Genomic DNA, 12,642 nt, shown 5'->3' on the forward strand with positions numbered 1-12,642 from the left:
TCACGATGAATAAACATTTACAAGACCTTATCCAAGTGGCTGCTTATGATATACAAATTGATGAGTTAGGACCAAAGATTCAAAAAATCCGCAGTGAGCTTGATGAGAAGCTTAGCCAACAAGCCCAGATTCTAAAAAATATTGAGAATCTTAACCAAGAAGCCCACGCCATAAACCTTGAAATCGCTCATCACGACAGAAATATCCAAGATGCCTCAGCCAAATTAGAGCAAATCTCTAAAAAGCAAAAGGAAGTCAAAACGGAAAAAGAAATCCGTGCCTTAGATGTAGAATCTGATATTGCTAAAGAAAATATGACGCATTCAAATAGTGAGATTGAGCGACTTGAGGCGTTGAAACTCACTAAAGAAGAAGAGAAAAATGCCTATGCCCCACAGCTTGAAGAGCTAAAATCTCTTATCCAAACGCTTGAATCCCAAACTCAAAGCCAAGTCCAAGAGATTAAAAAGGCACAGCAAGATTTGTTTGATAAAAAAGAAACATTAAGTGCAAAAATGGATAGTAAAATTACAGGATTTTATGCCAAGATTCGCCGATGGGCGGGGAATACAAGTGTTGTACCGGTTTTCAAACAAGCCTGTGGTGGCTGCTTTATGAAGCTTAATGACACCATTTATAATGAAATCATTAAGGGCAGTGATATTATCAACTGCCCACATTGTGGCAGGATTCTCTATATCGCTCCACAAAATGAAAGCAAAGCAGTAAGCAAAAAAGAGGAAGTAGAAGCATAAGCTCAGGCATTTTTGGGAAACACGCAAGGCAGGACAAACGCAGTGAAAAACACAAAACCAAGCTTTCCTTGTATATATTTTCTATCCTGCCTTTTGCTGTATCTTATCGCTCTCCCCCTTTTATGTATCACTGCCTTTCGTGCCAAACATAGAGATTCTATCCCGGCTAGATTTTCGCCATTTCAAGCGTTAAAAAAGCTAGAAAAATCCCCAAACTTATGGTTTCACGCTTGTTCTTATGGCGAGATAAAGTCTTTAGAGCCACTGCTTAAAGCCCTAGATTCAAAACCCTACACTATTCTTATTACCACAATCACACACACGGGCTTTAATGAAGCCAAACGCTTATATGCAAATAGGCAGGATTCCAGCTTGTGCGTTATGGTGCGTTACTTGCCTTTTGAGATTTTTCTGCCCTTTTGGGCTAAGAATCTGCACGAGATTCAAGCACTCATCGTAACAGAAGCGGAATTATGGAAAATGCTTTTTTATGTTGCAAAATCTCACAACGCCCACACTTTGCTTATTAACGCTAGAATCTCACAACGCTCCCTTAAAAGCTATCAGCGTTTTAAGGGCTTTTATCAAAGCATTTTTGCTTTTGTTGATGAAGTCTTAGCACAAAGCAGTGTTGATAAAAAGCGGTTAGAAAGCCTTGGGGCAAAAAATGTCAGCTCTTTTGGGAATCTTAAAATGCTAAATACCCCAACCCTTAGTGCCACTTATACAAAGCCAAATCGCCCTATCTTTTGTGCGGCAAGCACACATAAGGGCGAAGAAAAGCTGATTTTAGAAAGCTTTAAAGCCCTTTGTGCCAACACACAATCCCAAGAAAACACCCCGCAAGAAACCCCATTACTTCTTATCGCTCCACGCCACCCAGAGCGGTTTAAGGAAGTCTATGAACTCACGCAAAGCTTTTTTCAAACGACACTTTTTTCACAGCATAAACTTGAATCCAACGCGCAAGCCATTGTGATTGACACGCTAGGCGAGTTAAATAGTCTCTATGCGATTAGCGATGTGGTAATTTTATGTGGGAGCTTTATGCCAAATATCGGCGGACATAATCCGCTTGAACCAGCCTTTTTCCACGCAAAGCTTATAAGCGGGGAGCATATTTTTAATCAATACGCCCTTTTTGAATCTGTGGAAAATTATGTGCTAATCCCGCCTCAAAGTTTGCAAGACACACTCTCAAGGTGGCAGGAACTCCCAAAAAGCTCTATAAAATTAGATTCAGCTCACAAGCTTACTACCCTTATACAAAAGATTGAAAATGCCAACTGACAAAGCCTATAAGCTCCTAGCCAAAGCCAAGTGCATTTCTCATAATCTCGCTAAGTCTCTCATTGATAAAGGGCTTGTATCAAGCAATGGTAAAAAAATCACTATCGCAAGGCTAGAACTGCCCTTGAGTGCGAATTTTGAAGTGGCAGAGATAAAAAAGCCAAAAGTCATTTTTGAAGACAAGCAGATTTTAGCCCTTGATAAGCCCCCATTTATAGAATCTTATGATTTAAGCGATATGTTTGAAGGTTGGAGCTTACTCCACAGGCTTGATAAGCAAACAAGCGGAGTAATTTTACTCATACAAGAAAATAGCCCCTTTCATCTCAAAGCCAAAGAAGCCTTTAAAAAACAGGCTGTCTATAAGGAATACATCTGCCTACTACACGGAATCTTAGCAGATTCTATTACCATTAATAAGCCCATATCCACAATAAAAAAGGGCTTTGCCAAGTCTCGCATTGATAAAAATGGGCTGTCCGCTCACACACAGCTAACCCCCCTAAGCATTGTTGGCAAAAAGACACAAGCCCAAGCCATCATCACCACTGGTCGCACTCACCAAATCCGTGTGCATTGCCAGAGTATCAATCACCCCATTGTCGGCGACACACTCTATGGCAACACAAATGACAATGCCAAGCGGCTAATGCTCCACGCACATAAAATTCGCCTTTTAGACTATGAGTTTGTTTCCCTACTCCCGCAAGAATTTCATATAGGCTAGATAACAAAAGGGACGATCGTGCAGTTTTTCTACTCTCACGGATTCCACTCTTCACTCCATTGCCAAGCCTATTTTAGAATCTCACAGGGCTTAGACATTACGCCTTTTCAGCTTGTGTATGACAATGGCGGGGACTTTATAGCAAACCTCCATAGCTTAAAAGAACAATTTCTAAGCGAATATAAAGAAAATGAGCCTTTTTGCTTTGTAGGCAACTCTTTGGGGGCATTCTACCTGTGGCAACTCACGCTTTTTGCCCCATATTTTGAGATACCCTCCCCTCAAGCGATGATGCTTTTTAATCCCGTTTTAACGCCCCTAGCCCAGCTTGAAAAATACATTAACAAGCCTCAAACCAACACCACCACGCAAAAAGCATTTACACTCACTTTAGAATCTTGGCAGAGCTACGCCCACGCATTACAAATCCCTCCGCCAAAGGATATAAAAATCTGCGTGTGTATCTCGCAAAATGATGAGCTGATTAATCCTAGAATCTCACAAGCCTATTGGCAAAACTACGCAGAGATTCTGCATTCTCAAAGCGGACACATTATAGCCGACTTTAACCCATACAAAGAGCCATTTAACGCTTTGCTTCAAAGATTTGAGAAAACTCTCTTCTTTAAGTAATGTGGGTTATATGCAAACTTAAGGGTGAGTAGAGGAGGAGAGAGGCTATATGAAGTTTTACATTATTGCAACAGTAATACTTTTGGGTAGCTATATGGCACAAAATACACTTAAAAAAATGCTTTGCAAGTTTATGGGTTGCCACCACTTACAAGGTGTGGCTATAAAATAAAAGCATTGATTTGGGCAGATGGGAACATTACACCGCTCATAAAAGATTTTCCACTCAATGTACCCCCCCCTATAAGACAATTCTCTTTTTTTATTCTTTTATTCCAAATATTCTTATCTACAATGTTACTTTTATGCCCACAAATTTTGCTTAATTTTTATTAAAAATATTAAAAAAGTAATATTTACCTTTACTTTTTATACTCCACTTGTCTTTGTAAAGCAAAGATGAATTTTCTAAAAAAGGAGTGCGTGTGCGACAAAATGTATTAAACGCAAAAGTGTTGGATATGGCGTGTGAGATGATAATCGCTCAAGATGAGATATTGCGGTTATGTCTTAATGTGTTAAGCGATGAGCTAAAAAAGCAAAAATATTCGCTTAAAATATGCCAAGATAGTGAAATGGCGGAATATTATGTGATATGTCAGCCGCAAGAAAAGCCTTGCTTTAGCGTGGTTATGGGCTATTTTGCTGGGAGATTTTGGAGCGGGGTGATGTATGTAGAGAGTGAGAAGCTAGAGAATAACGCTAGTAAGCTGGAATCTTTACAAGAGCATTTTAGGGCTAAAAATATCGCCATAGATTTAAATGCTGAAGAATGCGTGTTTGTAGAATCTAGCGTGATTACAAATCTAGGTTTTGTAGAGTTCAAGCAAAAAAGCCTAGAATCTTTGCCTAAAAATCTAGCCCTGTGTCAAAAGCTTAACACCACTCTAGGCGATTTTGCCTAGATTCCAAATTTTCGTACCACGATTCTAAAAAGTGGTGGGAGAATAAGCAATGTAAGCATTGAAGAGGTAACAAGCCCCCCTAGCACCACCACCGCTAGGGGCTTTTGCACTTCACTTCCCACACCTGTGGATAAAAGCATAGGGATAAGTCCAAGTCCGGCGATAAATGCTGTCATCAAAACCGGACGCAACCGCCGTTTCGCTCCAATCACCACAACATCATTAAGATCATAACCTTCTTTTAAAAGCTGTAAGAAATAACCCACCATTACAACACCATTTAACACCGCGATACCAAAAAGTGCGATAAAGCCAACAGATGCTGGGACGGAGATATATTCGCCTGAGATAAAAAGCGATATAAGTCCGCCGGTAACAGCAAATGGGATATTTAGCAAAATCAGCAAAGACAAAGGAATGGATTTAAAAGTAAAAAAGAGGATAAAAAAGATAGCTAAAATACTCAGTGGAATAACGGTTGAAAGTCTTTTATTCGCGCGTTGCTGGTTTTCAAACTGCCCACCATAAGTGATAGAATAGCCCTCTGGCAACTGCACTTGTGCGGCGATTTTCTGCTTTGCTTCTTCCACAAATCCGCCTAAATCTCGCCCAATGACATTGCTTCGCACAACGCTGTATCGCTTACTTTGCTCCCTTTGAATCTGCACGGGACCATCTACTTCTTTAATATTTGCCACAGAGCTAATAGGCACAGGATTGCCATCAAGGGAACTCATCTGCAAACTTTTAAGCTTTGTAATATCAGTGGCAATATCAGAATCTTGGCGAATGATGACGGGGATTCTCGCAAAGCCTTGCGGGATATAAGTTACCATTATGCCTTCCAGACTTGAACGCATAAATTTTGTAAATTCATCGCTTGAGATTCCTGTATTTGCCATAACGGAATACTGGGGCGTTACATGGAGATAATTCACCCCTTTATTAAGTGTGGTAAAAACTTCCGCAGAGCCTTGAATCCCTTTAAGAATATCCACAATTTGTGAGCTTAACTCATTAAGCTTATCTATCTCTAAGCCAAAGATTTTAATGGCTAAATCCCCACGCACACCGGTAAGCATTTCTGAAATTCTCATATCAATGGGCTGCACAAGGGCGATATTCATACCTTTAAATTCATTGATAACAGAGCGGATTTTCTCTTCCACCTCTTCCATAGAATCCGCTTCCCACTCATCTTTTGGCTTAAAGGATATAAAGGCATCACTTTGATTTGGTCCTGCTGGATCAAGTCCCACTTCATCGGCTCCAGTTCTTGTGACGACACTTTTAATTTCTGGCACTTTTGAAAGTAGCTCTTTTTGCATTAAAAGCATCACATCACGGCTTTGCTCAAGCGATATAGATGGGCTAGATTCAATGTTTAGCACAATATCGCCTTCTTGCAGCGTTGGCATAAACGCACTGCCGATAAATGGAAAAAGCGAAAAGCTAAAGACAAGGAAGCACACCGCACCAACAAGCAGAAATTTTGTTTTTGTGAGAGCAAAATCAAGCATTGGTGCATACATTTTGTGGAAAAATTGCGTAACTTTAGTCTCGTGGTGCTGGGAAGTCTTTAGCACAAATGAGCTAATCACCGGAATAACCGTCATTGATAAGATAAGCGAGCCAAGCAAGGCAAAAACAATGGTTTGTGCTAGGGGGACAAAGAATTTACCCTCCAAGCCTTCAAGTGTAAGGATAGGCACAAAAAAGATGATGATAATTAAGATGCCACTAAAGACGGATACAGAGATTTCCTTGCACGCACGATAAATCGTGTGGAGCTTTGGCGAGTTTTTAGCAAGACTCAACTTCTCAAAGGCATTTTCCACAGTTACAACTGCAGAATCTACTAAGATTCCAACCGCAATGGCAAGTCCGCCAAGACTCATAAGGTTGGCCGAGATTCCATAATAGCTCATCATCACAAAAGCCACAGCAATAGCAAGAGGCAAAATCACGCTCACCGCCACCGCCGCACGCACATCACCTAAAAACAAAAAGAGTAAGATGACAATAAGCACAACCGCTTCAGCAAGGGTTTTGATGACATTATTGACAGCCTTTTGCGTGAGTTGGGATCTATCATAGAAAATCCGCAAGTCTATACTTTCAGGTAGCTCGGCTTTGAGCTCTTCCATTTTTATTTTTATCTCTTTAATTGCATCGCGTGAGTTCGCACCCTTTAGGGACAGCACTAAGCCTTGTGTTGTCTCACCTTTACCATCAATGGTTACAAGCCCAAGCCGTGTCATATGGCTTTCAATTACATCACAGAAATTCCCCACACGCACGAATCCAAACTTTGTGATAATAGAAATGCTTTTAATCTCTTCTATATTTGTAGAGCCTGTCTGTACTTTGACAAGGAAGCTTTCTCCATCTCGTGATACGCGTCCAGCTCCGTCATTTTTAAGATTTGCCTCTAGCACCTGCTCCAAATCGCTAATAGTGATTCCAAGTCGTGCCATATCATCAAAATCCGGCACAATCGCAATGGCTTTAGCATAGCCCCCTAGGCGATTGACATCAGCTACACCTTTGATATTTCTCAATGCTGGGCGGATTGTAAAATCAAGGAGTTGCCGCTTTTGTACTTCAGAGATTGAATCATCAGTGCTTTCAATAGTAAACATAAACATATCACTCAAAGGCGTTACAATCGGTGCTAGTCCCCCAATCACGCCGGAGGGCAAATCGCCCATAGCCATTGAGAGCTTTTCATTGACCATATTTCTAGCCAAATAAATATCTGTGCCATCATTAAAATCAATAGTAATATCAGCGATTCCATATTTTGAAAGACTACGCAGACTTTTTTGATTTGGTAAGCCAAGCAGTTCTAACTCCAAAGGACGTACGACACGATTTTCTACTTCCTCTGGTGCCATACCCGGAGCTTTAAGGATAATTTTTACTTGTGTGGAGGATACATCGGGGAAGGCATCAATGGGGATTGTCAAAAAGGAATATGTCCCAAATATAAAAAGCATAATCGCACTAAGGATAACAATCATTCTTTGACGCAGGGAAAATTCAATAATTTTTGCTAACATCTATTGTCTCCCAAGCCCGTCCATCATACCTTTAAGGCTTATAATATTACCTGTGGCAATTTTCATTTGATTGTTTAGCCCTTTTGGGTTAATCACAAAGCTATTATCCCGCTCTTCTACTTTTTCAATTTTTGTAGGCTTAAATCCTTTGGCAGTTTGGATAAAAATAAGATAGTCATTGCCATTTTTTATAACCGCAGATGAGGGAATAAGAATCGTGCCTTTAGGCAGCAATCCATCAATATATACTTCAATCATCTCTCCCACTTTGAGATTAGTATCGCGGATATTTGCCGTGGCAAGAATAGTATTTGATACCTTATCAATCACAACTGATAAGGCTTCAATCTCGCCGATTTTATTGCCATCATCATCAAAAAGTGGCGCTCCTTTTTGGATATTGTGCGAGAGATGAAGCGGAATCTTAATTCGTCCAAGAAGACTATTGCTTGTTTTTTCTGTATTTGTTGAGATTCTCACATAGGGCGTAAAGGCTTCGATTTTTTCCCCACTTTGCTTTGGAGCAACTGATAAGATTCCAGAAGCTTTAGCTACAACGGGATAACCATACTTGCCTTGAGAGCCTTTATTTATAAATTTAGGATCAATGCCTAGCAAATCAAGCTTTGATTTAATCTCATTAAGCTTAAGTCGCAGCTCATTCATCGCAAGATAGCTTAACTGATACTCACGCTTTGAAATCACACCTGCCTTATACAAGGCTTTATCTTTGCGTTCATTTTCGGCGGCGATTTTGAGCCTTTCTTGCGTATTTGTCAGCTCAAAAAATAACGCACTTAGCTCATTTGAGCTAATATCGCAGATTAAATCCCCTTCTTTTACGCTCTCTCCCTCGCGTTTGTAGATATTCACCACGATGGTTTCAAAGCTTGAGCTTTGTGTGATTGAAGTCTTATCATCAAAGTCAATAAGGGCGTTAAAAGGCACACCCTTTGTATTAAAGGCTTGATTAAGCGGAATAACCTTTATGCCATTTTTGGCTGTCTCTTCTTGAGAGATTGCAATTTCTTCAAAACTAAAAGCAAAATGTATAAGCACAGCTGGAAGTAGCCAAAGGGATTTTATAGGATTCATTTTTGCTCCTTAGATGTGTTGATGTGGGGTTTTATTTGTAGCGCTTGAACCTTGGTAAGATTTAGCACTGAGCTTAGCGTTTCTTCTAGCTTGGCGAGTGTTTGGACATAATCGCGTTTTGCTTGAGTGGTGGCAATCATAGAGTTGAGATGTTCGTTTTTCACGCTTAAATATTCAAACGCACTTGTTTTTCCCGCCTCATAGCCAATGCGTGCAATTTCGCTAAGCTCGGCACGATTATTTTCATTATCTTTTGCTAGGGCTATAATCTCTTTTTTATTATCAAGCTGTGCTAGGTAGGAGTTGGCATTAGTAAATAAAGAATCTTTTAGAATCTCGCCCTCTCGTATAGAGCCACTTTGCAAGGCAAGATACATCGCCTTTTGGTTGCCATATTTTGTCGTAAGCGGAATGGGAATCTTAACTTTTGCAATAATGCCTTCACTTGATTCTGAAGCCACAATACCACCACCAATTTCAATGCTATCAAATCGCGATTGTGAAGCGACACTTGCACTATATTGATAATCTTTCACATCAAGGGCAACAATATCAAGGTAGAGATTCTGCTCTAGGTGCTTTTCAAGGTTAGCATTATCAAATTGCAAAAACGCAAATTCCAAGCCATCAACGACTAAATCGCTATCCTGCGTGGTAATGCCTAAAATGACTTTCAGTGCGTTCAGGGTGTTTATCATATCAGTATGCGAAGTTTTAAGGGCTACTTTTGTAGCTAAAAAATCGCTTTTAAAGAAAAGGTATTGTGATTTGCTTATGCGTCCGGCTTCATACTGCACTTGCGAGATTTTGAGCTGATTTTTGGCATTTTCATAGCGGTTTGTGTAGATTTGGTGCTGCTCTTTTAAAACAAGGTAGTCTAAATACAAACGCTTAGCGGTGATAAGGGCTAGGCGTTTGGTAAGCTCATAAGACTTCTCCTGTCTTAAAATCTTATTTTGGTAGCTTTGTGCTAGAGTGTAGGTTACCCACGGCAGACGCGGTGTGAGCGTAAGCAAAATGGTATTTTCAAGCTCTTTGCCTCCGCTTGGTGATTTGACTTGACTAGTCTCTGCATCTACATAGCTTGCATTCCACGAACGCATTGCCTTGCCCTCATACAAAAGGCTTTGGGTTAAAGCACGAGACTTGGCAAGATTAATGGAATTTTTCTCAACGCGTTCTATGAACTCATTAAGATTCAGTGTTTGTTTATTTTTGGGCGTGTAGATATGGAAGTCGGATTCAAGCTTATTAAAATCTACAAATTCAGAATCTGCATATATAAAGCTTACGCACAAGAATAGGGCGTAAAGATATTTCATTAGAATGTCCTTATTGATTTTTGGGGGTTTATTATAGAGTATTTTTTCACATTTTTGATAATGTTTCACATTTTTTTACATTTTAATGTTTCAAACTTTTCTTAAAATCTCGCAAAAGGGTGTTGAAACGATTAACATATACGGGATTCTTAGCGTTTAGGTATTCGCTAATCATAAGAATCTGCTTTTGATTAAGGCTTGTAATAATATTCACACACACATCGCTAAATTCCTGTTCATCTTGCCCATATATAGATTCATCAAGCATTTGTGTGTATTGCGTGAAGATTTTTTGGTCGCGTTCGTCTTGCTTCTTATCTTCAATGAGCTTATCTCTCATATCTTCTAACTCTTCTGTAGGAAGATTTTTAAGATAATTCTTGGAATACATTCCTGTTAAGGATAGGACTTCAGCAACGAGCTGGAGCTTTTCTGGCGTGTTGTTGAGATATTCCTTGTAAGTGTCATTAAAGATATTTTTAGACATAAAATTTTTGACAATACGCAATTTAAAATGTGCCATATCAAGAATCTGTTGTTTTTTCGTCTCATCGCTTAACTCTTGGATTGTATTTTGTAGTCTGTGCGTGTCGTTGCGGATTTTTTCATAATGATTCATCATTACCTTATATTCTTCAATAGGCAATTCTTTAAGATGTTTGGAAATCCTATCAAGCAAAATTTCTTGAAACTCACGATAGGCAATCCGCAAGATTCTCTGCAATTTATGAGCAGATACATTTTTGATACTTAGCGTTAAAATATCAGCAATATCCGCATAGCTAAAATCATCAAATCCCCCCTTGATAACATCAATAAGGGCAAGTGTGTCTTTGGCATTTTCACAGACTTTGAGCTTAAGCTCCCCAATATCAGCCTCATCAAGTGTGCTTGTTACGACAAATTCATCTTCGCTCATATAGTGTAAAAAATTAAGGGTATTCTCGCGGGTGTCTTTTTCATAGAGCTTTACAATATCATCTTGCTCAAGTCTATCAATCTCCTCTTGTGTATGCCCTTGGCGAAGCAGAAAGGCTTTCACTTGTTTTATGTCATTTGCATCATTCATACAAAGCCTTATAGATTTTTACCATATCAATATGCGAATCTTCATCGTGCATACGCAGGATACTCGCTCCATTTTGCAACGCACATAAATGCAGTGCCAAGCTCCCTGCCAGCCTATCTTGCGTATCTCTACCGGTAATTTCTCCTATGGTAGTTTTGCGACTAGCCCCCACAAGCAAAGGGAATCCAAAGTGCAAAAAATGCGATAAATGCTTAATCAACGCAAGATTCTGTTGTGTAGTTTTTGCAAAGCCAAAGCCAATATCAAGGATAATATTTTGTATATTGTAAGCTTTGCATTTTTCTATTTTCTCTGCAAAGAAGCTGTCTATTTCGGCAAAAATATCATCATATTGCGTGAGATTCTGCATTGTCTTTGGTGTGCCTTTAGAGTGCATAAGTATCACTTTAGCCTTATGCTTTTGTGCGGCTTTAAACATCTCTTCATCTGCAAAACCGCTAATATCATTAATGATTGTAAAGCCCTTGTTTAGGGCATAATCAGCCGTCTTGGGATTATAAGTATCTATGCTAAATTCTGCTTTTTCATAAAGCTTGTTTGTGTGAATATACTCAATTATAGGCTCAAGTCGCATAATCTCACTTTGTGAATCTATAAGCTCACTGCCCGGACGCGAGCTTGCCCCACCAATGTCAATAATGCCTACTTCTTTTGCTAAAAGGGCGTGGATTCTATCCTTTGCCCCTTGTGTGTCTTGGCGTGAGGGGGCATAAAAGCTATCAGGTGTTACATTGACAATCGCCATAATCATCGAGCGTATTTTAGAATCTTTGCTAACAAATTCTAAATGATTAGAATCTAAATGCGCCTTAAGCTTTAAGCGTAAATCTTTTAGTCCAAAGGGCTGATAGGCAAGTTTGTGGATAAGCTTTTCAAGCTGGGAAGGCGTTACAATAAGGATAGCTTTTTTCTCGCCCTGATGTTTGATGCAGCCTCGCGGTGTGGCACAATCCCCACCAATGCTTAAAGCTTCTTGTTTTAAAATATTTAAAGCTTCAAAGCTTAAGTCTTTAATCTCAAAGCCTAGAATCTGGGACTTTTTACTCATAATTTTCTGCCCGATTCTATCCGCACCTATTTGTTTTATAGCTTGTGGAATGGCGTGGGTATTGATTTTTTGCACCCTTATTACTTGATGTGTCATTGTAGGCTCTTTTGTTTTTGGTAGATTCTAAGCAGTAGGGGCAGGAAAATATAGTTATGCTTTTCTGCGGCGTCATTTTGATTAAGCTTAATGGCTGTATCAAATAGGCTTAGCTCTCTGTGTGTGAGTTTAATCTCTGCTTCATTTAATGCAAAAAGCAAGGATTCTATTTGGAGTTTTGTTTCTTCTTTGCTTGGGGCTTTGCCCTCATTTTGTTTGCAAAAATGATAAATCTCTTGGAGGCTAAGCTTTTTTACATTAAGGGCAAAGGGCGGTAGCTCTAAGTTGCTTTTATGTGTGATGATACGCATTCTTGAGCGGATTGTAGGCAATAGGGCATTTTTGTTTTTTGCTATAAGGATAAATTGAATCTTGCTAGGAGGCTCTTCAATGATTTTAAGCAGGGCATTTTGTGCGGCGTGATTGTATTTGTTTGCTGCTAGGATTATAAGGCTTTGCTTCTCGCGTGTAAGGTAGCTTTGTGCGATGACTTCCTTTGCATCATCAATCTTAAAATCTTCTCTTTCAAATACTTCAACATACTGCTCTTCATAGCCCAAAACAAGCTCTTCAATGAGTGGGGCAAAATGCTGCGTGATGTGAATGATCCCTATCATAT

At 39.6% G+C, this 12,642-nt stretch carries 12 protein-coding genes; 6 read left to right on the top strand and 6 right to left on the bottom strand.

What is annotated here, in order from left to right; genetic code table 11:
* Positions 1–5: 5 nt before the first annotated feature.
* The 6 genes from HCN_RS01355 to HCN_RS01375 all read left to right on the top strand — a co-directional run bounded on the left by HCN_RS01355 (position 6) and on the right by HCN_RS01375 (position 4,310).
* Complete coding sequence (locus tag HCN_RS01355) at positions 6–755, top strand: zinc ribbon domain-containing protein (protein ID WP_002957256.1); 750 nt, start codon at positions 6–8, stop codon at positions 753–755.
* A gap of 93 nt (positions 756–848) precedes the next feature.
* Positions 849–2,045 carry a lipid IV(A) 3-deoxy-D-manno-octulosonic acid transferase gene (waaA, locus tag HCN_RS01360; protein WP_014667509.1) on the top strand — a complete coding sequence of 399 codons (1,197 nt, stop codon included), beginning with the start codon at positions 849–851 and terminating at the stop codon, positions 2,043–2,045.
* Positions 2,035–2,772 (top strand): pseudouridine synthase family protein, encoded by a 738-nt coding sequence (locus tag HCN_RS01365; protein ID WP_002957254.1) that lies wholly within the window; start codon positions 2,035–2,037, stop codon positions 2,770–2,772. Before waaA ends, HCN_RS01365 begins: the two co-directional genes overlap by 11 nt.
* An 18-nt stretch (positions 2,773–2,790) precedes the next feature.
* Positions 2,791–3,405, top strand: coding sequence for a YqiA/YcfP family alpha/beta fold hydrolase (locus HCN_RS01370; RefSeq protein WP_014666322.1), 615 nt, complete (start codon positions 2,791–2,793; stop codon positions 3,403–3,405).
* A gap of 49 nt (positions 3,406–3,454) precedes the next feature.
* Positions 3,455–3,577, top strand: coding sequence for a hypothetical protein (locus tag HCN_RS12335; protein WP_002957252.1), 123 nt, complete (start codon positions 3,455–3,457; stop codon positions 3,575–3,577).
* 253 nt (positions 3,578–3,830) lie between these two features.
* A complete protein-coding gene (locus tag HCN_RS01375) occupies positions 3,831–4,310 on the top strand; it encodes a hypothetical protein (RefSeq protein ID WP_014666323.1) in 480 nt (159 codons plus the stop codon).
* Here the strand turns inward: HCN_RS01375 and HCN_RS01380 are convergent.
* The 6 genes from HCN_RS01380 to HCN_RS01405 all read right to left on the bottom strand — a co-directional run bounded on the left by HCN_RS01380 (position 4,307) and on the right by HCN_RS01405 (position 12,640).
* A complete protein-coding gene (locus tag HCN_RS01380) occupies positions 4,307–7,372 on the bottom strand; it encodes an efflux RND transporter permease subunit (RefSeq protein WP_014666324.1) in 3,066 nt (1,021 codons plus the stop codon). The genes HCN_RS01375 and HCN_RS01380 overlap by 4 nt on opposite strands.
* Positions 7,373–8,467: an efflux RND transporter periplasmic adaptor subunit gene (locus tag HCN_RS01385; protein ID WP_014666325.1), complete on the bottom strand. Its 1,095-nt coding sequence runs from the start codon at positions 8,465–8,467 to the stop codon at positions 7,373–7,375. It abuts the gene before it with no gap.
* Positions 8,464–9,789 carry a TolC family protein gene (locus tag HCN_RS01390; RefSeq protein WP_014667510.1) on the bottom strand — a complete coding sequence of 442 codons (1,326 nt, stop codon included), beginning with the start codon at positions 9,787–9,789 and terminating at the stop codon, positions 8,464–8,466. Before HCN_RS01390 ends, HCN_RS01385 begins: the two co-directional genes overlap by 4 nt.
* An 82-nt stretch (positions 9,790–9,871) precedes the next feature.
* Positions 9,872–10,858: a hypothetical protein gene (locus tag HCN_RS01395; protein ID WP_014666326.1), complete on the bottom strand. Its 987-nt coding sequence runs from the start codon at positions 10,856–10,858 to the stop codon at positions 9,872–9,874.
* On the bottom strand, positions 10,851–12,008 hold the full coding sequence (gene folP, locus HCN_RS01400) for a dihydropteroate synthase (protein WP_173363058.1): 1,158 nt from the start codon (positions 12,006–12,008) through the stop codon (positions 10,851–10,853). Before folP ends, HCN_RS01395 begins: the two co-directional genes overlap by 8 nt.
* Positions 12,009–12,019: 11 nt before the next feature.
* Positions 12,020–12,640: a DNA polymerase III subunit delta' gene (locus HCN_RS01405; RefSeq protein ID WP_014666328.1), complete on the bottom strand. Its 621-nt coding sequence runs from the start codon at positions 12,638–12,640 to the stop codon at positions 12,020–12,022.
* Positions 12,641–12,642 lie beyond the last annotated feature (2 nt).

It is taken from the genome of Helicobacter cinaedi PAGU611 (genome assembly GCF_000284635.1).
GTDB classification, from domain to species: Bacteria; Campylobacterota; Campylobacteria; order Campylobacterales; family Helicobacteraceae; genus Helicobacter_C; species Helicobacter_C cinaedi.

Bases quoted from the DNA above. Each gene is read 5' to 3' on its own strand.
- HCN_RS01355 (WP_002957256.1), top strand. From the start codon at position 6: ATGAATAAACATTTACAAGACCTTATCCAAGTGGCTGCTTATGATATA.
- HCN_RS01365 (WP_002957254.1), top strand. From the start codon at position 2,035: ATGCCAACTGACAAAGCCTATAAGCTCCTAGCCAAAGCCAAGTGCATT.
- HCN_RS12335 (WP_002957252.1), top strand. From the start codon at position 3,455: ATGAAGTTTTACATTATTGCAACAGTAATACTTTTGGGTAGCTATATG.
- HCN_RS01380 (WP_014666324.1), bottom strand. From the start codon at position 7,372: ATGTTAGCAAAAATTATTGAATTTTCCCTGCGTCAAAGAATGATTGTT.
- HCN_RS01385 (WP_014666325.1), bottom strand. From the start codon at position 8,467: ATGAATCCTATAAAATCCCTTTGGCTACTTCCAGCTGTGCTTATACAT.
- HCN_RS01390 (WP_014667510.1), bottom strand. From the start codon at position 9,789: ATGAAATATCTTTACGCCCTATTCTTGTGCGTAAGCTTTATATATGCA.
- HCN_RS01395 (WP_014666326.1), bottom strand. From the start codon at position 10,858: ATGAATGATGCAAATGACATAAAACAAGTGAAAGCCTTTCTGCTTCGC.
- HCN_RS01405 (WP_014666328.1), bottom strand. From the start codon at position 12,640: ATGATAGGGATCATTCACATCACGCAGCATTTTGCCCCACTCATTGAA.